Origin of the sequence: Novosphingobium sp. THN1, assembly GCF_003454795.1 — a bacterium.
GTDB lineage: Bacteria > Pseudomonadota > Alphaproteobacteria > Sphingomonadales > Sphingomonadaceae > Novosphingobium.
In genome coordinates, this window is the sequence record NZ_CP028348.1 from 370,906 (window position 1) to 393,323 (window position 22,418).

Here is a 22,418-nt window from a genome sequence, read left to right on the forward strand (position 1 = left end):
TCTCCTTATTCTGCAGCTTCGGCCATGGCTTGCGCATCGGCGCAAGCGGTGGGCGAGGTCTTGATCGCGGGGTCCTGTGCTTCGCCGAGAAGGCGGGCGAGCATGACCTGCTGGCGGCGGACCTGTTCGACCGAATCCGGCTCCTGCGCGTCTTCGATCCAGCGGTTGCCTTCGTATTCCGAGCAGATGTAGCCGTCGTAACCGCCCTGGTTCAGCACTTCGACGATCTTGTCGTAGGGGATCGAGGGTTCCACGTAGTCCTCGGTCATCTGGTAGAACTTGCCGTGGATGTTGTGGATGCGCGGCATGAAGTCGAGCATGCGCTTGGGCTCGTAGGCGGCGTTGTGGCGCATGGTTTCGGCCATGGCGATGGCAGGGCCGGTGCCGCCCATATCCTGCACGCCAAGGATCACGTATTCCGACAGCACGCGGTCCTCGTAGGACTTGACGATGTAGTCGGCGATGTTCTGCGGCACGCCCATGCGCAGGAACTTCTCGGTCCACACCGGCGGGAAGGCGTGGAGGAACATGCCCATGTCGGGCAGGAAGCCGAGCGCATCCGAACCGGACTTCTCGAAGGCCTCGGCGTGGCGGATGATCCACGGGTGATCGAAGTGCAGCGGGGCGTGGACCTCGATCAGGATCTTGATGCCCTTCTCCTCGGCGTAGGGCGCGGCGGCCACCAGCACTTCGGGCGCGATCGAGACGAGGGCGCGGATGTACTTCGCGCCAAGGCGGGCGCCGAAGTCGATGTCCTTCTTCACGCTGGCGACCTGCTCTTCCAAGGGCATCAGGCGGCCCTTGTAGCGCTTGTAGTCCAGCATGAAGTCATGACAGACGGCGGTGCAATCGTACTGCGCGATCATGCGGTGCCAGTTGTCGATCTCGGCATCGGCCACGCCATATTCGGGCCAGCCCCAGAACGACTGTTCGCCGATGACCTCGATGCCCTTGGCGCCGAGTTCGGCACTGGTGCGGATGCAGTCCTCGAGGGTCATCTTACCCTGGAAGGTCTCGTTCTGGTAGGAATAGAGGCTCACGCCCCTCTTGATCTTGGACACACGTCACCTCTTGGCGGGGTTGTTGCGGATGGCGGGGCGCGCACTGACACACGCGGCCTGAGTTTGAGGCGGGAAGGGGCGCGCATGCGCGCTGGCCTTTCGCTCTCTCCAAAGGGTCTGCTGCCCTCTATTGGAATGGATATTCTACTAATTTGCGCGAGCGGTCAAGTGTCGCTTGACGGCTGTTTTAGAATCACCATACTTATTCCGAAACGGACAAGATCGAGCGCGCAAACGCGCCGTGGACAGTAACCGCAACGGGAGACAGGTAGATGCAAGTCGGAAAGCTCAAGGGATTCGTGTTGGGCATGGGGGCAGCCTGTGCCCTGGCATCGCCGGTCCACGCAAAGGACGACGTCGCCGCCGAAATCGCGGCGCTCAAGGCCGAAGTGACGCAGCTTCGCGCCACGGCGCAGAACGCACGTGACCGGGGCGACGTGCAGAACCTGTTCTCGCGCTACATGTACCTGCACAATGCCTTCCGCGATCCCGAGATCATCCCGCTCTGGGCCAAGAAGGGCACGCCGGGCCTGCGTGCGCAGTATTCGAACAACGGGGTCTACACCTCGTGGGAATCGATCACCGGCTATCATGCGCAGCGGCCCAATCCCAAGGGCAAGCTGATCTTCCATTACCTCGCATCGCCGCTGATCGAAGTGGCCGCCGACGGCCAGACGGCCAAGGGCCTGTTCGTGATGGCCGGCGTGGAATCCGGGCTGACCGATGTGGAGGCGGCCAAGAAGGCGCCCGACTTCATGTTCGTCAAGGACATGATGATCGATGGCAAGCGCGTGTGGATGCACGAGATCATGGTCAAGTACGGCGTCGACTTCATCCGCCAGGACGGGCAGTGGAAGATCCTGCACCTGCACTGCTACGAAGTGGCACGTTCGCCGCACGGCATGGGCTGGATTCCCTTTGCTGCCAAGTCGCAGGACAACCCGTTTGCCGACGACCTGATGTATTTCGGCGAAGACGGCAATCCGGTGATGATGCCCAAGCCCGATGCGCCGGTGACGATGCGCAACAACCCCTACCGCACCGACACCGGCCAGACGCTCGATGCGCCGCCGCCGGTGCCCTATCGTACGCTCAGCGAAACCTTCGAATACTGAGGGTGGCGATGATGCGGACCGTGGGCCTGCTTGGCGCTCTGGCCCTCGGGCTGGCCGGGCAGGGAGCCTTGGCGCAGGCACTGGTGTCCACCAGTGGCGGCGATGTGCGTGGGACGGTGAAGGGGGGTGCCGAGGCGTTCCTCGGCATCCCCTATGCCGCGCCGCCGGTGGGGCCGCTGCGCTGGCGCGAGCCGCAGGGGGCGGCTGCGTGGCAAGGCGTGCGCGAGGCATCTGCGTTCGGGCCGGTGTGCCAGCAGGGCGTACCGGCGCCGTGGGGACCGTATACCGCCGAGTTCCTTGCCGCGCCGCCGATGAGCGAGGATTGCCTGACGCTCAATGTCTGGCGTCCGCAGCATGCGGTGAAGAAGCTGCCGGTGCTGGTGTTCATCCACGGCGGCGGCTTTGGCGGTGGTGCGGGGAGCCTGCCGATCTATGACGGGGCGAAGCTGGCCGCCAGGGGCGCGGTGGTCGTGACGATCAACTACCGCGTCGGCGTGTTCGGCTTCATGGCCCACCCGCAGCTGACGGCGGAATCGCCGCTGGGGTCTTCGGGCAATTATGGCCTGCTCGACCAGATTGCCGCGCTGAAATGGGTGCGGGCCAATGCGGCGGCGTTCGGCGGAGATGCCGGCAACGTGACCGTTTCGGGCGAGAGCGCGGGCGCAGCTTCGGTGGCGGACCTGATGGTATCACCCATGGCCGCTGGCCTGTTCGACAAGGCCATTGCCTTCAGCGGGGCGAGCATGGCGGTGGAAGTGCCGCCGCTGGCCAAGGCCGAGGCAGTGGGCAGCGAAATTGCGGCAAAGCTCGGCAAGGCTGCCATTGCCGACATGCGCAGCGTCCCGGCCGAGGCGCTGGTCGAGGCGACGCGCTATGTTCCGGGCGCGACGAGCGGGCCACCGCCCTTGCGCTTCGTGCCCAATGTCGATGGCAGGGTGGTGCCGTTCGATCCGGTGCGCGCGAGCGGGCCGGTCGTCAGCCCGGTGCCGCTGATCACGGGGTACAACAGCGCCGAGATGATCGACATGGCGGTGCGCACCCCGGCGCAGTTCGAGGCAGCGGTGCGGGCGCGCTATGGCGATTTTGCCGAGCGGCTGCTGGCTCTCTACCCTCACGCGACCGAGGCCGAGGCAATGGCTTCCAACACGCTTATCGCGCGCGACCGCTACATGGCCGGCCTGCTGCTGTGGTCAAAGGAGCGCACGCGCAGCGCGCAGCAGCCGGTCTACGCCTATCTTTATGACCATGCCTATCCGGTGGTGAAAGGCGGGCAATCCTGGGGGCCTTCCACTCCTCGCAGCTGCCCTATGTCTTCGGCAACATTGGCATCGGTGATCGCGCCTGGACGGCAGCCGACGGGCGTGTGGTCAGGCAATGGCAGGACCGCCTGCTGGCCTTCATGCGGACCGGCAGGCCGGGTGCCGGCTGGACGGCGGTAGGCCGGGCCAGTGCCACGGTCATGCGGCTGGGTAACAGTGAAGCGATGCGGCCGGCCGTGTCCTCGCCCGAAAGGTTCGAGGCGTTCAAGGCCTATGCTGAAAGTGGCGGGAAGCTGGGCTTGATTTAGAGAAAGTGCTCTAGGTAACAATACGTTAGGCGGGCGACGATAGATTAGGCTCCGGGTTGTAGGAAGAACCTGAGATTTTGGTCTTGGGTTTCTTTTCAAACCACGGAGCACGCCTTGCCTACAGGACGATCCTCGCCGGGACGCTATGCGCAGATGCTTGCGCGGTCCGCTACTGCCGCGATTTGCGCAGGGCCTGACAACCTGATCCTTTCGTGGAATTCCGCGGCCGAGCAACTGTTCGGCTTCAGCGCCGCGCAGGCCATCGGCAAGCCGCTGACGATCATCATGCCGGAGCGCTACCACGCCGCGCACGAGGCCGGGCTGGCCCGCGCCGTCAAGAGCGGAAAGGCGCGGCTGGCGGGCAAGGCGGTCGAGATGCTGGTGCGCCATGCCGACGGGCACGAGATCCCGGTCGATCTTTCGCTTTCAATGTGGGACGAGAACGGCCAGCCGATGTTCGGCGCGCTGATCCGCGACATCACCGACCGGCAGGCGGCCAAACGCCGGCTCGAGCATCTCGCCCATTGCGACACGCTGACATCCTTGCCCAACCGCAATGCCTTGAACGTGCGGCTGGAAGAAGCGATTGCCCGCGGCCCCTGTGCGCTGATGCTGCTCGACCTCGACGGGTTCAAGGACATCAACGACACGCTGGGACACAGCGTGGGCGACCTGCTGCTGGCCGATGTGGCGCGGCGGATCGAAGGCTGCGTGGGCGATGCCGACATGGTGGCGCGGTTCGGTGGCGACGAGTTTGCCATCGTCCTGTCTGATTGCAGCAATCCGCTGCGGATCGATTCGCTGTGCCGCGCGATCTTTGACAGCCTTGCCACCCCGTTCCAGATCAACGGCAAGAGCGTGTTCGTCGGCACCAGCATCGGCATTGCCTTGGCACCCCAGGATGCCTCGACGCTGGACCAGCTGCTGTCGCGCGCCGACCTTGCGCTTTATAGCGCCAAGGCCGAACATGGCGCGCAGCGCAAGTATTACCTGCCGGCGATGCACAACCAGTCGGAACAGCGCCAGAGGCTGGGTGCGGAACTGCGCGAGGCCTTGCCGCAAGGGCAGTTCGTGCTGCACTTCCAGCCGCAGGTCTCGCTCGAGGACAAGGCGTTGCTGGGCGTGGAGGCGCTGCTGCGGTGGAAGCACCCGCAGTTCGGATTGCTGCACCCCGATGCGTTTCTTTCGGTGCTCGATGACAGCGTTGTAGCCGAGGACGTGGGCGACTGGGTGATCGACGAGGCCTGCCGCGTGGCCAGTGCCTGGCGCAGCGCAGGGCTGGGCGAAGTGCGCATGGCGGTGAACCTGTTTGCGGCGCAGCTGCGTTCGCCCCGGCTCTATGGCGTGATCGGCGAGGCCTGCCGCAAGCACCGCATCGCGCCGACGCAGCTGGAAATCGAGATCACCGAGAACATCGTGATCAAGCACAACGACGAAATTGCGACGATGCTCAAGCGCCTGAAGACGCTGGGCGCGGACATTGCCTTCGATGATTTCGGCACCGGTTACGCCTCGCTCAGCCTGCTGCAGCGCTATCCGCTCGATCGGCTAAAGATCGACCGCTGCTTCGTTGAAGCCATCCACCGTTCCGATGCCGACGCGGCGATCGTCGACGCGGTGCTGCAGATGGCGCACACGCTGGGCCTCGAAGTGATCGCCGAAGGGGTGGAAACGCGCGAGCAGGAACGGGTGCTGCGCGAACTCGGCTGCAAGGAAGCGCAAGGGTTCCTGTATGGACGGGCGGTTGCGGCAGACGAGATCGTCCGCCTGTTCGCGCCCGCTCCGCAAGCGCGGGTGGCATCAGCGAGATAAGCAGGGGGTGCGGTAAGCGGGGGCGGCTGGCTCAACCTGGCCGCACCCGTCTTTCCGCTGCCCTGCCTGCCGGTCAAGGGGGCGGTCAGGGCCTGGTGGGATAGTCCTTTGCCTCTTCCAGCACGGGCAGGGTGACCTTGCCGGTGGCGGCCCATTCGGTGCCGCGCAGGATCAGGGTCTGCAGCGGCTGGAAATGGAGCGAGACTTCATCGTGGCCCAAGGTGATCGAGAAGACGCGGCCCTTGCCATAGTCGGCAGTCCAGACTTGCGGGTGATCGGCGTCGATGCCCTTCATGGCCTTGAGCTTTTCGGGGTGTAGGCGGCGGCGGGGTACTTGGGGCCGGTGAGCTTCGGGTCATAGGCAGCCGCTGAATCGTGGGCCGTGGCGAGGACATGGATCTTCGCGTCCGGGTCCATTGCCATGTTGGTGTACATGTCGTCGTTGTAGGTCCACACGAACTCGCGCATGCCCGCAGTGATCGGGTGGGTGCGGTCAACCAGGTGGACGGGGAAGGCGCCGGGCGGGGCGCGGCGGCTTGAGCCGGGCTCCATCGCGCCGCCGATCAGCTTCTTGTATTCGGGAATATCGCGGCCCCAGGTGAAGCTGGAGTGATAGGCGACGAGACCGCCGCCTTCGCGCACGTATTGGTAGAGCGCCTTGAAGGCGCTGTCCGACCAGACCTTCTGCACCGGATCGGCATAGTTCCAGCGGCTGGAATAGTTGAGCAGGACGACGTCGTACTGCTTTAGCGTTTCCAGCGTGCCGTTGTCGAAATCTTCGGTCACCCGCACGTCGAAGCGCTTGCTGTCCTGCATCATGGTGCGCAGCATGTTGTTCACGCCGGTCCAGTCATGCTCGTAGGAATTGCGGCCCGAGATGATCAGCACCTTCACGCGGTTCTCGGCCGGGTTCACCGGGATGGCGACGCGCTGCACGGTTTCGGGCGGGCGGTAATCGATGGTGACGATGACCTGCGCGGCGGCAGGCACGGTGATGCAGGCCGCGAGGGTTGCGGCAAGGAGCTTTTTCATGAGGTTCTCCCTTATTCCGCCGCTGCGGCTGGCTGACGCGCGGCGATGTCGTTGCGGATGGTTTCCTGCATGCCGTCCATCGGCCACATCAGGACCACCACGGTCTGCAATGCGAGGAGGACCACGGCGCTGCCGTAGTAGGTCCAGCGGATCGCCTCGCGCGCGGTGTCGGTCACGGCATCGGGGGCATAGCCGGCTGCGCCGAGCATGAAGGCGAAGCCTGCGGTGCCGATGGCCATGCCGACCTTGGTCGAGAGGCTGATGCCGGCCGAGAGCAGGCCCTCGCGCCGGGTGCCGAACTTCCATTCGTGGTAGTCCACCGTCTCGGCGATCATGGCGAAGGCGGCGGTGATGGTGATGGACGTGGCAAGGCAGGCGGCGATGTAGAGCGCGAGGAACAGGCCCGTGTTGCCTTGCGCCAATGGCAGCACCGCGAAGATCACCGCAGCCAGTGCAAGGACGAAGGCGCTGCCCTTGCGGATGCCGGTGCGGGCAAGGATCGGCGGGGCGACGAACGAGGAGAGCAGCAACATGCCCGAGACGGCGGGCAGCATGACCGAGATCAGCCAGGGCTGCCGCATCACGTCGATGGCGAAATAGGCGGTCGCGCTCATCATCAGGCCAAAGCGGATGAAGTAGAGCAGGCACGAGGCGAAGACGACGAGCCATGCCTTGTTGCGCAGCATTTCCTTGACGGCGGGGCCAATGGCGAAATCGGGCGAGGAGCCGTCCTCGAAACGCTCCTTGCAGTTGGCGAAGAGCGCAAGCGTGGCGGCAAAGCCGATCGCGGCGAACAGCATTGCGACGTACTGGAAGCCCTTGTTCTGGTCATCGCCGCCGAACACGCCGACCAGCGGCATGACCGCCGCCGTGCCAAGCACCACCGAGATCGATGTGCCGACGCCGCGCATGCCGGACAGCTTGAGGCGCTGTTTGGGGTCGAGCGTCATCATCGGCATCAGCGCGGTGTAGGGGATCGCCTGGACCGACATCAGGATGCCGAGGCCCTTGAAGGTGACGAAGGCGTAGATCAGCTGCGCGCTGTCGCTCCAGTCAGGCACGTGGAACAGCGCCACGGTGAGCAGGGCATAGGGCAGGGCGGTGAACAGGAAATAGCCGCGCGTGCGGCCCCAGCGGCTGCGGGTCTTGTCGACCATGATGCCGACCACCGGATCGATCACCGCATCGAGCAGGCGCGCGATCAGGAACACCGTGCCCACCCCTGCCGCCGGCATGCCGACGACGTTGGTGTAGTAGAACAGCAGGAACCCGCTTGCCATGTTGTAGGCAAGGCTGGTGCCCATGTCGCCCATGCCGTAGCTGAGGCGTTCGGCGAAGCTCAACTTGTTGTCTGCCACATTCCTCTCCCGGACCGCAGCGTTATGTCTTGATCAGAGCGCCAGCGTCTTGCGGGTCAGCTCGAGCGACTGGTCCATCGGCAGGGTGGGGAAATACTCCATGCCGATGCTGCCCTTGTAGCCAAGGCTTTCGAGCGTTCCCATCACATGGCCCCAGTCAACCGTGCCGGTGCCGGGTTCGTTGCGGTCGTCCATGTCGGCCACCTGGACGTGGGCGACGAGGTGGATGCGGCCTTCGAGGACTTGCGCAATGTCCTCGCCCATCACGGCGCTGTGCCACACGTCGTAGAGCAGACGGAGGTTGGGGCTGCCGACGGCTTCGACCAGATCGAGGCCGAGCGTGGTGCTGACCAGGTACATCGCCGAGAACAGGCGGGTGTTCAAAGGTTCGAGCAGCAGGGTGACGCCGGCCTGTTCGGCAAGGGCGGCGGCTTCCTTGAGCGCGGCGACGGCGTTGGCGAAGTGGTCTTCCTCGCTCATCCCTTCGACCTTGAAGCCCGAGGCGACGATCAGCGGCGGCTTGCCGAGCGGGGCGGTGGCTTCGATCGTCTCGCGCACGGCGGCGACCATTTCGGCGCGCTCTGCCGGATCGACGATCGAGCGGCGCGGATCGACGCAGATGCCGGTGAGCGTGACGCCGGTTTCGGCAAGGGCGGCGCCGATGGCCTCGACCGGCTTGTCGCGCCAGAGGTGGAACTCGACCAGATCGAAGCCCCCGGCCTTGGCGGCGCGGATACGGTCGGCAAGGTCACCGGCTTCGGCGAACTGCCATTCGATGCAGGATGAAAGCGGGTAGTCAGAAGCAGGCACGTCGATCTCCCAATCGGCGGCCCCGCACCATGCGGTGCGTTTGCCTGGCGGCAGAAAGGGCCGCTACTTTATTGGAATGCATGTTCGCATTCTCACGGGCCTAGGTCAAGGGGGCTCCGCCGAATGCGGCAGCAACACTAAGACATAATGCAGACCGGGGTTTGACAAATAGAATCTATATTCCAGAATAAGCCTTCGCATTCCGTCGAATCGGCGGCGAACAAGTTTTGGGAGGAAAACCAGATGAAATCGAATGGATTCAAGTTCCTGCTGCTGTGCGGCGCAGGCTGCATCGTGCCGTTTTCGGCGGCTCTGGCGCAAAGCGAAGCCGACGAGGCTGCCGACCCCAATGTCATCATCGTGACCGCGCAGAACCGTTCGCAGAACGTGCAGGACGTGCCGATCGCGATCAACGTGGTCAGCGGCGAGGCGCTCAAGGCTTCGGGCGTGACCGATCTCGTCTCGCTCCAGCGCGTGGCGCCTGTCGTCCAGATCGTGAACGATACCGTGCTGACGCGCGTCACCGTTCGCGGCATCGGTTCGAACAGCAACGACGAGGCGCAGGACCAGGCCATCGCCATCAACATCGATGGCGAATACATCAATCGCCCGACCGTGCTGAATGCCGCGCTGTTCGACCTCGATCGCGTTGAAGTGCTGCGCGGGCCGCAGGGCACGCTCTATGGCCGCAACGCCACCGGCGGCGCGGTGAATTTCATCACGCGCAAGCCCGGCAACGAATTCGCCGCCAACGGCAGCCTGAGCTATGGCAACTTCAACCACGTGATCGCCGAGGGCGGCGTCACCGTGCCGCTGGGCGACATCGGCGGCATCCGCGCGTCGGGCATCTACTCCGACCGCGATGGCTACAACTACCACCCGAACATCGACCAGCGCAGTGGCGACGACAACACCTGGGGTGGCCGTCTGAGCCTGCGGCTCGAGCCGGTCTCGGGCCTGAAGATCAACGCGGCGGTCGAGCGGGTAGAGCAGGACATCGTGGTGCCTGCCCAGGCCTTCATGAACTTCAACGCGGCCGGCAACTCGCCGGGAGCGGGCTGCGCCGCCAACCCCGGCTGGGTCGAGATCGCCCCGGCTGTTCCGGGTACGCAGTGCATTCCGGCGCTGACCAACAATCTCGCCAACGTGGACCGTTCGACCTACAATGCACCGGCGAGCGGCCTTGGCAGCAACAACCTGAAGTCCACCGCCGTGCGCGGCAGCATCGCCTATGATTTCGGCGCCGCCACCGTGACCTACACGGGCGGCTTCCGCGAGACCGATGCGCTTTCGGCGCTGGGCCTTTCGCCCGCCTATCGCTTCAACACCTTCGTCGGCAATACCAAGACCCACAGCCACGAGCTGCGCCTCAATGGCGAGAGCGACCTGCTGGTCTGGCAGACGGGCGCGTTCTACTTCAACGAGAAGCTCGACGTGGAGCGCGGGCTGTTTCGCTTGCCGCCGCCGCCGTTCCTGCTCGGCGCCAATGGCGGATACGTGAACTACTTCTTCCGCAACGTGGAATCGCGCAGCTGGGCAGTGTTCGGCCAGACCGACGTGAAGCTTTCGGATCAGTTCACGATCGTCGCTGGCCTGCGCTATACCGATGACAAGCGCTCCGCCCGTTATCGCGACCATGGCGGTGCGATTGCCAACCCGTCCAACCCGCTGTTCAACACCGGCAACGTCCGTCCGACCAACCCCGGCACCCCGTTGCGCAACCTGACGCTGGGTTCGGAAGCGGACAAGCTGACCTGGCTGGCCGGCGTGAACTTCAAGCCCGATGCCGATACGCTGATCTATGGCAAGGTTTCGACCGGCTTCAAGGCGGGCGGCTTCGATTCGGTCGGCCAGTATGCGCCGGAAACGAACACGGCCTATGAGGCGGGGCTGAAGAAGAACTTCGGCGCATCGTCGCAGCACACCTTCAACCTTGCCGGCTTCTATTACGACTACAAGGACCTGCAGGTCGGCGTGCTGCTTGATACGACCAAGGGCAGCCAGATCTTCAACGCCGGCAAGGCGAAGATTTGGGGCGTCGAAGCCGAAGCGGTGATCGCGCTTTCGGACAACGACACGTTCTCGGCCACGGCGAACTACGTCAACGCCGAGTACCAGCAGCTCCTGACCGCAATCCCGGTGTTCTGCGTGGGCGGATCGGGTTGCCGTCCGAGCGGCGGCAACGGTGAACTGACGGTCGGCAACCTCGAGACGACGCCGGGCGTTGTCACGCAGCCCAACCTTGCCGGCAACACTCCGCCGATGACGCCGGAATGGACGATCACTCTGGCCTACGACAAGGTGATCCCGCTGGGCGACATGGGCAGCCTGACGGCCAGCGTGTTCTCCACCTTCAAGAGCGCGTACTTCGGCGACGTGTTCAACTACCGCGATTCAAAGCAGACGGCCTTTACCCAGACCGACCTGTCGCTGACCTATGCGCCCGAAAACAAGCGCTTCAGCCTGCAGGGCTTTGTCCGCAATCTCGAGAACACCCGTCCGCTGACTTACGCTGGGTTTACCGTCGCCGGGCCGGACGACATCTACAACTGGCAGTTCGCCGCGCCGCGCACCTATGGCGTGCGGTTGAGCGTGGACTTCTGATCCCGGTCTGACCGGCTGACGAATGCTGCCGAAAAAGGAGGCGGGCCTGCCGGGTCCGCCTCTTTTCGTGGAGCGCGATGATATTGCCAAGCAGCGGGCAGGCGTCCACAGGGGCGGGCATGACCGAGCAGGCGGGGCGCACGATGAGCGAAGATGCGGGCACGACTTTGCGGCTGGAACGCGATGGCGCAGTGGCGCGCCTGCTGATCGATCGCGCGGACAAGCGCAACGCCTTCAACATCGCGATGTGGCAGCGCCTGCCCGAATTGCTGGCCGAGGTCGACGCCGATCCGGACGTCAGGGTGCTGGTGGTGAAATCCGCCAATGGCGGCGCGTTCTGCGCGGGCGCGGATATTGCCGAACTGCTGGCCAACAAGGACGATGCGGCGTGGCGGGCCGAGAACCAGCGGGCGATCAACCGCGCGCAGTACGAACTGACGCGCTTTCGCCTGCCGACCGTGGCGATGGTCGAGGGGGATTGCGTGGGCGGCGGCTGTGGCATCGCGCTGGCCTGCGACATGCGCGTGGCCGGGCCTCAGGCGCGGTTCGGGATTACCCCGGCCAAGCTGGGGCTGGTCTATCCGCTGCATGACGTGAAGCTGCTGGTCGATCTCGTCGGGCCGGGGCAGGCGCGGCGGATGCTGTTTACCGGCATGCTGCTGGGGGCCGATGAAGCGCTGTCGATCGGGCTGGTCGAGGAACTGGCCGCGAACGAAGACGCGATGGTGGCGCAACTGCTGGCGGCCTCGCCGTTTTCCACGCAGGCGATCAAGGGCTTCGTGCGCAGCGTGCTCGATGGGCAGGTTGGCGATGACGCCGAGAGCTTGCGGGTATTTGCCGCAGCGTTCGAGGGTGCGGATTTTCGCGAAGGCACCACCGCCTTTGTCGAGAAGCGCAAGCCGAAGTTCTGACGACCTCCCCGGAACCAAGTCCGGCCCGCGCGGTTCTGGAAGGGTTCCAAAGAGGTAATCCATGATAGGCAAGATCATTTCCGCAGTGGTCGGCAAGAAGATTGCCGACCGTACTCCCGGCATGAGCGAAGGCACCGGTGCGCTGATCGGCGTTGCCGCGGCCACGGTCATGCGGCGCATGGGGCCACTGGGCATGCTGGCAGCCGCCGGCGGCACCTGGGCCGTATCGCGCGCCATGAAGAAGAAGCAGGCCCGCCAGGCCGCATCGGGTTCTACCCGCACGTATTGATCCCGTTCCCCTCGGACCGTCGCGCGCCTTCCCCCCTCCCGGCGTGCGGCGGTCCACCCTCGGAAACCGACTTTCCCCAGCTTCCCCGCGTGAGGTGGCGGGCGCAGCACTCTGCGCCCTGAACCCGTGCGCGCTTTCCAAGGACCCGCGCCATGGCCAAGACCGAAACCCCGAACCATTCCCCCGCTCTGGACAATGGCCTTGACGACCATCAGCCCGGTGCGGGCCAGCCCGGCTACGCCACGCAGCAGGGCAATGCCGGCGAGACGCATCAGGATGCGGATGGCAACGGTGATGCAGCGGCTTTCCTGACCGACAACTTCGGCCATCGCCTGTCCGACAACCAGAACAGCCTGAAAGCCGGTGAGCGCGGGCCGACGCTGCTGGAAGACTTCATCCTGCGCGAGAAGATCTTCCATTTCGACCATGAGCGCATTCCCGAACGCATCGTCCATGCGCGTGGCTCCGCCGCGCATGGCGTGTTCGAGGTGACCAAGGCCATTCCCGAATTGACCCGCGCGGGCCTGTTCCAGAAGAAGGGCACGACCTGCCCGGTGTTCGTGCGGTTTTCGACCGTGGCCGGTGGTGCAGGGTCGGTCGACACCCCGCGCGACGTGCGCGGCTTTGCGGTCAAGTTCTATACCGACGAAGGCAACTGGGACCTGGTCGGCAACAACATTCCGGTGTTCTTCATCCAGGACGCGATGAAGTTTCCCGACCTTGTCCACTCGGTGAAGATGGAGGCCGATCGCGGCTATCCGCAGGCGGCGAGCGCCCACGACACGTTCTGGGACTTCGTCGGCCTAATGCCCGAGACGATGCACATGATCATGTGGGCGATGAGCGACCGCGCCATCCCGCGCACGCTGCGCATGATGGAAGGCTTCGGCGTCCACACCTTCCGTTTCGTCAATGCAGAAGGGCAGGGCAAGTTCGTCAAGTTCCACTGGAAGCCGGTGCTGGGCCTGGAATCGCTGATCTGGGACGAGGCGGTGAAGATTGCCGGGGCCGATCCCGACTTCCACCGTCGCGACCTGTTCGAGAGCATCAACGCAGGCAGCTTCCCGGCGTGGGACCTTGGCGTGCAGGTGTTCGACGAGGACTTTGCCGCAGCCCAGCCCTACGACGTGCTCGACGCGACCAAGCTGATCCCCGAGGAAGATGTGCCGGTGGAGATCATCGGGCGCATGACGCTCAATCGCAATGTCGACAACTTCTTTGCGGAGACCGAGCAATCGGCATTCCTGCCGAGCAACGTGCTGCCGGGCATCGACTTTTCCAACGATCCGCTGCTGCAGGGGCGGTTGTTCTCGTACCTCGATACGCAGAAATCGCGCCTGGGCACGACCAACTTCCACCAGATCCCGGTCAACGCGCCCAAGTGCCCGTTCCACAACATGCAGCGCGACGGGCTGATGCAGACGCTGGTGCCGACGGGCCGCGCCAATTACGAACCCAACTCGCTGAACGAGGCGGGCGAGGACAGCGGCCCGCGCGCCAGCCCCGACACCGGTTTCACCTCGTTCCGCGCCAATGGCGAGCGCAACGATCCGACCGAGAAGGTGCGGGTGCGGGCCGAGCTGTTTGCCGATCACTACAGCCAGGCGGCACTGTTCTATCACTCGCAGACCAAGAACGAACAGGCGCACATCGTCTCGGCACTGGTGTTCGAGCTTTCGAAGTGTGCGATGGAGCACGTGCGGGCGCGGGTGCTTTCGCGCTTGCGCAACATCGACGAGACGCTGGCCGCGCGCGTGGCCGAAGGTCTGGCGATGGACCTGCCGGAAAAGGCGCCTGCCGCGCGTGAGCCGGTGGAGATGAAGCCTTCGGACGCGCTTTCGATCCAGAAGCAGGCGAAAATGACCTTCGAGGGCCGCAAGGTCGGCATCCTCTTTGCCGAAGGATCGGACAAGGCGACGATCGACAAGATGAAGGCCGATGTCGAAGCGGCAGGCGGCAGCGTGTTCCTTGTTGCGCCAAAGGTTGGCGGATTGGCGGTCAAGGGCGGGACGCTCAAGGCCGATGGCAAGCTTGATGGTTCGCCATCGGTGATGTTCGATGCGGTGGCTTCGGTGCTGATGCCGGTGGAGGCCGAGAAGCTGGCGAAGCAGGGCGCGGCGGTGCAGTGGTTCATGGACGCCTATGGCCATTGCAAGACCATTGCCCACTGCAACGGCACCAAGGTGATCCTCGAGAAGGCTGGAGTCGAGCCGGACGAGGGCGTGGTGCCTAACGAAAAGCTGATGGACGTAGGGCCGGTGCGCCACTTCGCCCGTGAGCCGAAGATCCGCGATCTCGCCTGAGGAGACGACAGATGGCGACTGCTGCCAAGATGAACCCTGCTGAAGCAAAAGCCAAGGCCGTGGCGAAAGCCAAGGCCATCGCGCCCGACGTGCCGGCCCAGATCGGGCAGACCCCGGTAACCGATCTGCGCGGGCTGCCCGACATCTTCGGGCGACTCGTCGAGGACCACGACCGCCACCGTGCGCTGCTGGCCATGTTGGAGGCGACCGGCGGCAAGGGTGATGATGCCAAGGCGCTGTTCGAGGAACTGGTCCACGAACTGAAGGGCCACGCCGCTGCCGAGGAGCAGGCGCTGTGGTCAACCGTGCTGCGCAACCCGGAAACCACCGAGTTCGCCCGCCATGCCGTGGCCGAGCACAAGGACATCGACAAGATGCTCGACGACCTTGCCGCGCGCGACATGGGCACGCCCAAGTGGCTGGAACGCTTTGCGGCGCTCAAGCATGAATACCTGCACCATATCCGCGAGGAGGAGCAGGAGCAGTTCGTTGAAAGCGAGAAGATCCTGACCGCGGCTGATCGCAAGCACATGCTGGCCGTGTTCGAGCGACGCAAGGAGGCGGAAAAGGCGGCGGCGGAAGTGAAGCCGAGGCTGAGGATCAACGATATCGCCTAAGGCATCAGTACCGTCGATCCGGTGGTCTTCCTCGCCTCGAGATCGCGGTGCGCCTGGGCGACTTCGGCGAGCGGGTAGGTCTGGCCGATGGTCACGGCAACCGCGCCGCTGGCGATCATGTCCCATACCCGCGCCGATCCCGCCGCGCGTTCGGAAGGGTCGGCGTAATAATGATATAGCGTCGGGCGGGTCACGAACAGCGAACCCTTTTGCGACAATGTGCCAAGTGCGACACCGCTGACCGGACCGGAAGCGTTGCCATAGCTGACGATCAGCCCGCGCCGGGCGGTGGAATCGAGGCTGGCTTCCCAGGTGTCCTTGCCCACGCCATCGAAAGACACGCGCACCCCGGCGCCGCCCGTCACTTCACGCACGCGCGGGCCGACGCCCTCACGCGAATAGTCGATCACGTGGTCTGCGCCCGCCGCCCGCGCGGCTTCGGCCTTTTCAGGCGTGGAGACAGTGCCGATCACCGTGGCGCCGATGTGCTTGAGCCACTGCACCAGCATCAGCCCGACGCCGCCCGCTGCGGCATGGACCAGCACTGGCCAGCCCGGCTGAACCTGTGCGCAGCGCTCGACCAGGAATTCGGCGGTGAAGCCCTTGAGCATGGCGGCGGCGGCGGTCGCATTGCTGATGGCATGGGGCAGCTTGAACAGTGCGCCTTCGGGATAGATGCGCGCCGTGGCATAGGCGCCAAGTTCCGGCCCGAAGGTGGCGACGCGATCGCCTGCAGAAAACGCGGTAACGCCATCGCCCACCGCGACCACGCGCCCTGCCGCTTCCACGCCCAGGCCGCCGGGAATCGGGATCGGATAGAGCCCGCCACGGTGGTAGGCGTCGATCATGTTGAGGCCGACAGCGGTATGTTCGACCAGCACTTCGCCCGCAGCCGGTGCAGGCAGGTCGACATCTGCCCACGCAATGACTTCCGGGCCGCCGGTGGCGGTGAGGCGGACGGCTTTGGCGTGCATGGGGCAGACTCCTTCGGATCGCGCAGCTTTGCCTCTGCCTTAGACGGCGGCGGCGTAGCCCGTAAACCGGACTGCGCGGACATTGTTCCGCCAGTCGGACAAGTTGCGCAACGGCCCTGCCGGTCAGCCGCGCGGGCCATCACTTCGGTGCAAATCCCGCAGGAGATCGGCGCCCTATGCCCGCATGGTTCATCATCACCGCCCACGTCCATGACCGCGAGACGTTCACGAAAGTCTATTCGCCTGCAGCGGCGAGGCTCGCCGAGGAGGCGGGCGGCAAGTACATCGTGCGGGGGCGTGGCGGGCAGGTGCTGGAAGGTCCGGGCGCCGATGGTGGTGGAGCGATCGTGATCGAATGGCCTGATCGCGCCGCTGCGCTCAAGTTCTGGAATTCGCCCGAGTATGCCGAGATCAAGAAGCTGCGCGAAGGGCTGGCCGATATTTCGGTGACACTCGTGGAAGGTTGACCGCAGGGCGGATAGAGCCTTGGCGCCCCCTGCTTTGGGCCGGGTGGCATGGGCACCTTGCCGTCTTTCCCATCTGGCGGAGAATCCCGGATGATCCGAACTGTGCTCTGCGCGCTCGCCCTGATGCTGTCGTCGCTTGCCGCCTCGACGGCCATGGCAGACGAAGGCGAACTGCCGCCGATGCCGGTCTGGCCGGCCGGCGTGCCTTCGATGAAAGGATGGCCCGGCCTCGCCCCAGCGACCGGCAAAGGCGTCGGACAAGTGCCGGTGCAGGAGGAATGGCGCGACAATGGCGAGACGGTGTGGAACGTCACCGTGCCCACGTTGCAGCCGTTCCTGCCCGATCCCGCCAGGGCGACCGGGACTGCCGTGGTGGTGGCGCCGGGCGGCGGCTTCCGGTTGCTTGGCATGAACCACGAAGGCACGCGCGTTGCCCGCTGGCTGGCGGCGCGGGGCGTGGCCGCGTTCGTGCTCAAATATCGCCTGATCCAGTCGCTGCCGGGCGAAAGCAACGAGGCGATGCGCAAGCGCGTGCAGGAAACCCTGGCCCCCGGTGTTGGCGGGATTCCAGGCGTGGAGGATGGAACGCAGGCGCTGCGCATCGTTCGCGCCAATGCTGCCAAGTGGAGGATCGACCCTCACCGCGTTGGCATCATGGGCTTTTCAGCAGGCGGGCACGTGGCGGCCATGACAATGTTCGCGGTCAACGCGGCTGAGCGGCCCGACTTTGCCGGGTTGATCTATGGCTTCCCGTTCGGATCGCCGGGGCCGGCCATTCCGCCTGCCAACTTGCCGTTCCCCGAAGGCACGCCCAAGGAGCCGTGGCTCCAGCCAAAGCCGACGCCCGCACCGGGCCGCCTGCCGCCGATGTTCCTGGCCATGGCGCAGGACGATCTCGCCGTGGGGCAGGGCTTCCGCGCATTTTACGACCAGCTTTTCGCGGCTGGCTATCGTCCCGAGATGCACCTTTTCGAGCGCGGCAATCACGGCTTCGGCATGGCCGCGCGGGGCACCACGGCGGACCACTGGATCGAGGCGTTCGGCTGGTGGATCGAACGGGAGATTGACCGCAAATGACGCTGAACCGCCGCCAGTTCGTCGGCACTGGACTTGCCGCAAGCGTTTCGCTTGGCTTGCCGCGCATGGCGCTGGCCGCCGAGAAGGCCGACGTGGTGATCATCGGCGCGGGGCTTTCCGGCCTGCGCTCTGCCGAAATCCTGACAGAGCAGGGTCTCAAGGTGCTGGTGCTCGATGCCAACACGCGTGTCGGCGGGCGCGTGCAGACGGTGCAGACCGGCGATGGCCCGATCGATGTGGGCGCCAGCCAGGTCGGGCGCGGCTATGCACGCGTGATCGATGCCTGCCAGCGCCACGGGCTGGAACTGGTCAGCGAGGACCGGGACCTGCTGCCGTTCGGTTCGCACTTTGCGGGGCAGTGGATCGATGGCAAGACCTGGGACGCCAATCCGCTCAACCTGTGCGAGGGCGACGAACGCAAGATCCCGCCCAACCTGATCGGGCAGGCGCTCTCGTCGAAGTACAATCCGCTGCAGGAACTGGACGACTGGCTCGACCCGCGCTTTGCCCAATACGACATTTCCCTGCGCGAACTGCTGAAGCGAAAGGGCCACAGCGCGCAGGCGATGGAACTGGCGGCCTATTCCGCGCCGGGCATCGGCGTCGATGAAACCTCGGTCCTGCGGATGTGGCAGGAGGAGGTGCGCGGGCGGATCGAGCGGCGCATCGGCGAGGCGGCTGCGCCGATAGAAAGCGGTCCGAAGCGGGAGCATCCCTTTGGCGAGGCGAACGATCACCGCGAGGTGGGCGGTCTTGCCGCGATCAACAACATCGTCGGCGGGTGCAGCGCGCTGCCGCTGGCCATGGCGGCAAAGCTGGGGGACCGAGTGCGGCTGGGCAAGCGGGCGGCAAGCATCGCGCTGTCCGATGGCGGCGGCACCGTCACCTGCGCCGATGGCAGTGTTTTTGCCGGGCGGTTCCTGATCTGCACCCTGCCGTTCTCGATGCTGCGCGAGGTGGAAATCACCGGCAGCGCCAATCCGGTGGCGCGCCAAGCGATCACTACCATGCCCTATGCCAACACGGCGCGGCTCTATGTCACCATCGAGCGGCCTTTCTGGAAGGAGGACGGCCTTGCGCCCTCCATCTCCAGCGATGGGCCGATGGGCATGTTCTGGGCCGTGGACAACCACACCGGAGAAGGCGCGCATCGCGGCATGTTCGTGCTGGTGGGTCGCACCGCGCAGGCGGTTTCGGCGCTGGACCGGACAGAGGCCGAGGCGATGCTGCTGGGCGAACTGGCGCGGCTGCGGCCCGCCTCGAAAGGCGCGATCCGCGTGGCGACGTGGAAGGACTGGCTGCGCGATCCCTTGCAGCGCGGCTGCGGGTTCAGCCTAGCGCCGGGGCAGGTCAATGCCTTCGCGCGCGACATGATCAAGCCCTGGCAGGTCATGCACTTTGCCGGGGAGCACACGCGGCGCACCGATTTCGGCATGGAATCGGCTATGGAAAGCGCCGAGCGCGCGGCTATCGAAGTGCTGGAACGGACGGCGTGAGGATGGGCATGAAACTGCGGCTGGCACTTGCGGTATTGGCAGGCCTTGGCGCCGCTCCGGCCGTCGCGCAAGTGCCCGCACCCGATTATGCTGAGGCGCGCTACTGGAGCACGGTCGCAAGCCTGCCCGAGGGGGTGGTCGCGACCAAGGGCTTGCGCGGCGTCGACGTGTTGTGGATTCACCCGACGACGACGCGTTCGCCAACGGATTACAACCACGATCCGCTCGATCCCGCAGTGCTCAAGTGGACCGAGGAAAGCGCGGTGCAGCGGCAGGCCAGCGCGTTTTCGGCGTGCTGCCGGGTGTTCGCGCCGCGCTATCGCGCCGCCACCACCAAGGCGCTGGCCGATCCTGCCAATCGCGAGAAGGCGTTTGCGCTCGCCTATTCGGATGTCGAGCGCGCGTTTGACTGGTACATGGCGCACGACAACAAGGGCCGGCCCTTCATCATCGCCGGGCACAGCCAGGGCGGGGCGCATACGACCTCGCTGCTGGAAAAGCGGGTCAAGGGCACGAAGCTGCAGGACCGCATGGTGGCCGCCTATGTCATCGGCATCAACCTGATGGAGGGTGACCTGTCCCCGCGGCTGGCGGGCATTCCGTTCTGCAACACACCTGCGCAGACGGGGTGCTTCGTGCAGTGGAACGCAGTGCTGGCGGGCAGCGACAACGGGCCGATGCTCAAGTCCTACCGCGGCATTTTCGTGGCGCAGAACGGTGGGAAGGATGGCGGCAAGGCGCTTTGCGTGAACCCCGTCACGTTCGACACGCGCCGTCGGCTGTCGCTTTCCGCCGAGGCGAAGGGCGCCGTTGCCGGTGACCCGGGCTTGGGCGCGATGGGCCCGCTCAAGGCCAGCGCAGTCGCCGCCGAGTGCCGCGATGGACTGCTGACCGTCTGGCCTGCACCATCGCTGGGCCTGAAGCCGCTGCCGGGCGGTTCGATGCATTATCACGACGTCGGCCTGTTCTGGGCCGATATTTCCGCCAATGCCGCGCTGCGTGCCAAGGCTTGGCTCAAGGCGCACGGTTCGCGTTGATCGCGCGCTGCAAACAATGGAAAAGACTGCAATGTTGAAGTTTGTTGCCCCCCTCGCTGCCGCTCTGGTTCTGGCTGCCGCCCCTGCACAGGCGCAGGATGCCGCCGCGGGCAAGCGTGCGTTCCTCAAGTGCGTGGCCTGTCATTCGATCGCCAAGGGGGCGCCGAACAAGATCGGGCCGAACCTGTTCGGCGTGGTCGGCCGCAAGGCGGGCACGGCGCCCGGCTTCCGCTATTCGGCGGCGATGAAGGCCAAGGGCGCGGCCATCGTGTGGAACCCGGCCACGCTCGACAATTGGCTGGCGCGTCCTTCGGCGGTGATCCCAGGCACCTCGATGGCCTTTGGCGGCGTGCCCAACGCGGCCGAGCGCGCAGCGATCATCGCCTATCTCAAGAAACCGATGCCCTGATGGCCGGACTCCCGATCGATCGGCGCGGTCTTCTGGTCGGGGCGGGGGCGCTGGTCGCCTCGGCCCGGCTGGGCGCGATGGCGGCAAGGCCAGCGGCAGAGCGGCAGTTCACGCTGGCCGGCCCGGGCGGGCGCAAAATCCGGGTGAGCGAGTGGAAGCCGCGGGGCAAGGCAAAGGCGCTGGTGCTGTTCAGCCATGGCGCCGCCTCCTCGCCGCGGTTCTATGAGGCGATCTTCGCGCCCTGGCTGGCGGCGGGCTTCCACATCCTCGCGCCGCTCCACGTCGATTCGATCGAGCATCCGCACACCAAGGACTATCCCGGCCTCGCCAGCTGGAAGGCCCGGCTTGAGGACATGCGCGCATTGTCTGCCCATGTCGGCAAGCGGCCGTGGATCGCGGCCGGGCATTCCTATGGCGGTCTGGTGGCGCTGACCATGGGCGGCGCGGCGGCAGTTCCGCCCGAAGGCTGGAGCGGCCCGATGCGCGATCCCAATGCGCGCGCGGTGGTGGCGTTCAGTCCGCCCGCGCCGATCCCGGTGCTGTGTACGGCCGAAGGTTATGGCAAGATTGCCGTCCCGGCGCTGGTCCAGACTGGCACCAAGGACATCGTGCCGGGCATCACCACCACCGATGGTGAAGGCTGGCGCGGGCATCTCGTGCCTTATGAGGCGACAGCGATTGGCGGCAACCGCTATGGCCTCGTGCTCGAAGGCGTGGACCACTACTTCGGCGGCGCGATCTGCCGCTATGATCTGCCGGGGCCGAAGCAGCTGGATCGGCTGGCAGATGCGGCGCGGATTTCAGCGCTGTTCGTCGATGCGCATGGCCGCGGCGAGAAAGCTGCGGCCAAGCGGCTCGATGCGATGTTGACAGACCGCCTGCCGGTGATGCTCTTGCGCAAGTAGGAGCATTGGCGGGAGAAAGCATGAAATCTGGAATTGCCGGGGCCATTCTGGCCCTTGTGGGCGCAGCATCCGCATCTGCAGCTGACAAGCCCCCGATGCCCGATCCCTCGCTCGAATTCGTGTTCGAGGAAGAGGTCCTTCTCGCCCAGAGTGTCGCCCCCGGCGCGACGCCGCTCGGTGGGCGTAACATCATTCCGATTACCGGCGGCACGTTCAGCGGCCCGGGGATCAGTGGTACGGTCATGCCCGGCGGGTGGGACTGGCAACTGATCCGCCCCGATGGCTGCGTGCAGCTGAAGGCCGACTATTTCCTAAAGACCGACGACGGCGTGGTGATCAACATCGTCAACACCGCCGTTGCCTGCCGCGATGCGCAAGGCAAGCCCGTCCCGGTTCGGACACACGCTGTGTTCGAGGCGCCGAATGGCAAGTACGACTGGCTCAACCGCCAGACCTTCATCGGCGCGCTGGTGCCGGGGGATGCCAAGGTCCCATCGGTGCGAATCCGGTTCTACCGGGTGAATTGAGGGCTTCGCGAACCAAAGTTCCTCGTCACCCCGGGTCAAGCCCGGGT

At 65.4% G+C, this 22,418-nt stretch carries 21 protein-coding genes; 15 read left to right on the top strand and 6 right to left on the bottom strand.

From position 1 onward, the window contains the following. Positions 1-5 precede the first annotated feature (5 nt). Positions 6-998, bottom strand: a complete 993-nt coding sequence (locus C7W88_RS18810) for a sugar phosphate isomerase/epimerase (protein WP_118075876.1) — start codon at positions 996-998, stop codon at positions 6-8. Positions 999-1,333: 335 nt separating this feature from the next. Here C7W88_RS18810 and C7W88_RS18815 point away from each other — a divergent pair, with 335 nt between their 5' ends. The 3 genes from C7W88_RS18815 to C7W88_RS18825 all read left to right on the top strand — a co-directional run bounded on the left by C7W88_RS18815 (position 1,334) and on the right by C7W88_RS18825 (position 5,555). Next, complete coding sequence (locus tag C7W88_RS18815; protein ID WP_118075091.1) at positions 1,334-2,176, top strand: nuclear transport factor 2 family protein; 843 nt, start codon at positions 1,334-1,336, stop codon at positions 2,174-2,176. Positions 2,177-2,184: 8 nt separating this feature from the next. Next, a complete protein-coding gene (locus C7W88_RS18820; RefSeq protein WP_162896256.1) occupies positions 2,185-3,615 on the top strand; it encodes a carboxylesterase/lipase family protein in 1,431 nt (476 codons plus the stop codon). Positions 3,616-3,896: 281 nt separating this feature from the next. Further along, positions 3,897-5,555: a bifunctional diguanylate cyclase/phosphodiesterase gene (locus C7W88_RS18825; protein ID WP_118075093.1), complete on the top strand. Its 1,659-nt coding sequence runs from the start codon at positions 3,897-3,899 to the stop codon at positions 5,553-5,555. 85 nt (positions 5,556-5,640) lie between these two features. On the opposite strand, the gene C7W88_RS24035 is transcribed toward C7W88_RS18825, so the two are convergent. Genes C7W88_RS24035 through C7W88_RS18840 form a run of 4 tightly spaced genes read right to left on the bottom strand, consistent with a single transcriptional unit; the run spans position 5,641 to position 8,755 of the window. Next, positions 5,641-5,850 carry a ThuA domain-containing protein gene (locus C7W88_RS24035; RefSeq protein ID WP_240345095.1) on the bottom strand — a complete coding sequence of 70 codons (210 nt, stop codon included), beginning with the start codon at positions 5,848-5,850 and terminating at the stop codon, positions 5,641-5,643. Further along, on the bottom strand, positions 5,847-6,587 hold the full coding sequence (locus C7W88_RS18830) for a ThuA domain-containing protein (protein WP_240345096.1): 741 nt from the start codon (positions 6,585-6,587) through the stop codon (positions 5,847-5,849). The genes C7W88_RS24035 and C7W88_RS18830 overlap by 4 nt, the downstream gene beginning before the upstream one ends. A gap of 11 nt (positions 6,588-6,598) precedes the next feature. Beyond that, complete coding sequence (locus C7W88_RS18835) at positions 6,599-7,945, bottom strand: MFS transporter (protein ID WP_118075094.1); 1,347 nt, start codon at positions 7,943-7,945, stop codon at positions 6,599-6,601. A gap of 33 nt (positions 7,946-7,978) precedes the next feature. Next, on the bottom strand, positions 7,979-8,755 hold the full coding sequence (locus C7W88_RS18840) for a TIM barrel protein (RefSeq protein WP_118075095.1): 777 nt from the start codon (positions 8,753-8,755) through the stop codon (positions 7,979-7,981). 243 nt (positions 8,756-8,998) lie between these two features. On the opposite strand from C7W88_RS18840, the gene C7W88_RS18845 reads away from it, so the two are divergent. The 5 genes from C7W88_RS18845 (at position 8,999) to C7W88_RS18865 (ending at position 15,479) form a co-directional block, all read left to right on the top strand. Next, on the top strand, positions 8,999-11,359 hold the full coding sequence (locus tag C7W88_RS18845) for a TonB-dependent receptor (protein ID WP_118075096.1): 2,361 nt from the start codon (positions 8,999-9,001) through the stop codon (positions 11,357-11,359). 119 nt (positions 11,360-11,478) lie between these two features. After that, on the top strand, positions 11,479-12,270 hold the full coding sequence (locus C7W88_RS18850; protein WP_240345097.1) for an enoyl-CoA hydratase/isomerase family protein: 792 nt from the start codon (positions 11,479-11,481) through the stop codon (positions 12,268-12,270). A gap of 61 nt (positions 12,271-12,331) precedes the next feature. Continuing rightward, positions 12,332-12,559, top strand: coding sequence for a hypothetical protein (locus C7W88_RS18855; protein ID WP_118075097.1), 228 nt, complete (start codon positions 12,332-12,334; stop codon positions 12,557-12,559). A gap of 152 nt (positions 12,560-12,711) precedes the next feature. After that, positions 12,712-14,862 carry a catalase gene (locus tag C7W88_RS18860; RefSeq protein WP_118075098.1) on the top strand — a complete coding sequence of 717 codons (2,151 nt, stop codon included), beginning with the start codon at positions 12,712-12,714 and terminating at the stop codon, positions 14,860-14,862. Positions 14,863-14,873: 11 nt separating this feature from the next. Then, positions 14,874-15,479: a hemerythrin domain-containing protein gene (locus C7W88_RS18865; protein WP_118075099.1), complete on the top strand. Its 606-nt coding sequence runs from the start codon at positions 14,874-14,876 to the stop codon at positions 15,477-15,479. Here C7W88_RS18865 and C7W88_RS18870 read toward each other — a convergent pair. Continuing rightward, entirely contained in the window at positions 15,476-16,453 is a 978-nt protein-coding gene (locus C7W88_RS18870) for a quinone oxidoreductase (RefSeq protein ID WP_118075100.1), read from the bottom strand. The two genes, C7W88_RS18865 and C7W88_RS18870, sit on opposite strands and share 4 nt — an antisense overlap. A gap of 176 nt (positions 16,454-16,629) precedes the next feature. Here C7W88_RS18870 and C7W88_RS18875 point away from each other — a divergent pair, with 176 nt between their 5' ends. The 7 genes from C7W88_RS18875 (at position 16,630) to C7W88_RS18905 (ending at position 22,371) form a co-directional block, all read left to right on the top strand. Further along, on the top strand, positions 16,630-16,920 hold the full coding sequence (locus tag C7W88_RS18875) for a DUF1330 domain-containing protein (RefSeq protein WP_118075101.1): 291 nt from the start codon (positions 16,630-16,632) through the stop codon (positions 16,918-16,920). Positions 16,921-17,010: 90 nt separating this feature from the next. Next, positions 17,011-17,997, top strand: a complete 987-nt coding sequence (locus C7W88_RS18880; RefSeq protein ID WP_240345098.1) for an alpha/beta hydrolase — start codon at positions 17,011-17,013, stop codon at positions 17,995-17,997. Further along, positions 17,994-19,493, top strand: a complete 1,500-nt coding sequence (locus C7W88_RS18885; RefSeq protein ID WP_118075103.1) for an NAD(P)/FAD-dependent oxidoreductase — start codon at positions 17,994-17,996, stop codon at positions 19,491-19,493. Before C7W88_RS18880 ends, C7W88_RS18885 begins: the two co-directional genes overlap by 4 nt. An 8-nt stretch (positions 19,494-19,501) precedes the next feature. After that, a complete protein-coding gene (locus C7W88_RS18890; RefSeq protein WP_162896258.1) occupies positions 19,502-20,530 on the top strand; it encodes a DUF3089 domain-containing protein in 1,029 nt (342 codons plus the stop codon). Positions 20,531-20,561: 31 nt separating this feature from the next. After that, positions 20,562-20,939: a cytochrome c family protein gene (locus C7W88_RS18895; RefSeq protein ID WP_118075880.1), complete on the top strand. Its 378-nt coding sequence runs from the start codon at positions 20,562-20,564 to the stop codon at positions 20,937-20,939. Further along, positions 20,939-21,844: an alpha/beta hydrolase gene (locus C7W88_RS18900; RefSeq protein WP_240345099.1), complete on the top strand. Its 906-nt coding sequence runs from the start codon at positions 20,939-20,941 to the stop codon at positions 21,842-21,844. Before C7W88_RS18895 ends, C7W88_RS18900 begins: the two co-directional genes overlap by 1 nt. Before the next feature lie 20 nt (positions 21,845-21,864). Beyond that, a complete protein-coding gene (locus tag C7W88_RS18905) occupies positions 21,865-22,371 on the top strand; it encodes a DUF3237 domain-containing protein (protein WP_118075105.1) in 507 nt (168 codons plus the stop codon). Positions 22,372-22,418 lie beyond the last annotated feature (47 nt).

Excerpts from the sequence above, each read along its gene's own strand:
- C7W88_RS18810 (WP_118075876.1), bottom strand. The coding sequence starts at position 998 with ATGACCCTCGAGGACTGCATCCGCACCAGTGCCGAACTCGGCGCCAAG.
- C7W88_RS18815 (WP_118075091.1), top strand. The coding sequence starts at position 1,334 with ATGCAAGTCGGAAAGCTCAAGGGATTCGTGTTGGGCATGGGGGCAGCC.
- C7W88_RS18820 (WP_162896256.1), top strand. The coding sequence starts at position 2,185 with ATGATGCGGACCGTGGGCCTGCTTGGCGCTCTGGCCCTCGGGCTGGCC.
- C7W88_RS18825 (WP_118075093.1), top strand. The coding sequence starts at position 3,897 with ATGCTTGCGCGGTCCGCTACTGCCGCGATTTGCGCAGGGCCTGACAAC.
- C7W88_RS24035 (WP_240345095.1), bottom strand. The coding sequence starts at position 5,850 with ATGAAGGGCATCGACGCCGATCACCCGCAAGTCTGGACTGCCGACTAT.
- C7W88_RS18830 (WP_240345096.1), bottom strand. The coding sequence starts at position 6,587 with ATGAAAAAGCTCCTTGCCGCAACCCTCGCGGCCTGCATCACCGTGCCT.
- C7W88_RS18845 (WP_118075096.1), top strand. The coding sequence starts at position 8,999 with ATGAAATCGAATGGATTCAAGTTCCTGCTGCTGTGCGGCGCAGGCTGC.
- C7W88_RS18850 (WP_240345097.1), top strand. The coding sequence starts at position 11,479 with ATGACCGAGCAGGCGGGGCGCACGATGAGCGAAGATGCGGGCACGACT.
- C7W88_RS18855 (WP_118075097.1), top strand. The coding sequence starts at position 12,332 with ATGATAGGCAAGATCATTTCCGCAGTGGTCGGCAAGAAGATTGCCGAC.
- C7W88_RS18860 (WP_118075098.1), top strand. The coding sequence starts at position 12,712 with ATGGCCAAGACCGAAACCCCGAACCATTCCCCCGCTCTGGACAATGGC.
- C7W88_RS18865 (WP_118075099.1), top strand. The coding sequence starts at position 14,874 with ATGGCGACTGCTGCCAAGATGAACCCTGCTGAAGCAAAAGCCAAGGCC.
- C7W88_RS18870 (WP_118075100.1), bottom strand. The coding sequence starts at position 16,453 with ATGCACGCCAAAGCCGTCCGCCTCACCGCCACCGGCGGCCCGGAAGTC.
- C7W88_RS18875 (WP_118075101.1), top strand. The coding sequence starts at position 16,630 with ATGCCCGCATGGTTCATCATCACCGCCCACGTCCATGACCGCGAGACG.
- C7W88_RS18880 (WP_240345098.1), top strand. The coding sequence starts at position 17,011 with ATGATCCGAACTGTGCTCTGCGCGCTCGCCCTGATGCTGTCGTCGCTT.
- C7W88_RS18885 (WP_118075103.1), top strand. The coding sequence starts at position 17,994 with ATGACGCTGAACCGCCGCCAGTTCGTCGGCACTGGACTTGCCGCAAGC.
- C7W88_RS18890 (WP_162896258.1), top strand. The coding sequence starts at position 19,502 with ATGAAACTGCGGCTGGCACTTGCGGTATTGGCAGGCCTTGGCGCCGCT.
- C7W88_RS18895 (WP_118075880.1), top strand. The coding sequence starts at position 20,562 with ATGTTGAAGTTTGTTGCCCCCCTCGCTGCCGCTCTGGTTCTGGCTGCC.
- C7W88_RS18900 (WP_240345099.1), top strand. The coding sequence starts at position 20,939 with ATGGCCGGACTCCCGATCGATCGGCGCGGTCTTCTGGTCGGGGCGGGG.
- C7W88_RS18905 (WP_118075105.1), top strand. The coding sequence starts at position 21,865 with ATGAAATCTGGAATTGCCGGGGCCATTCTGGCCCTTGTGGGCGCAGCA.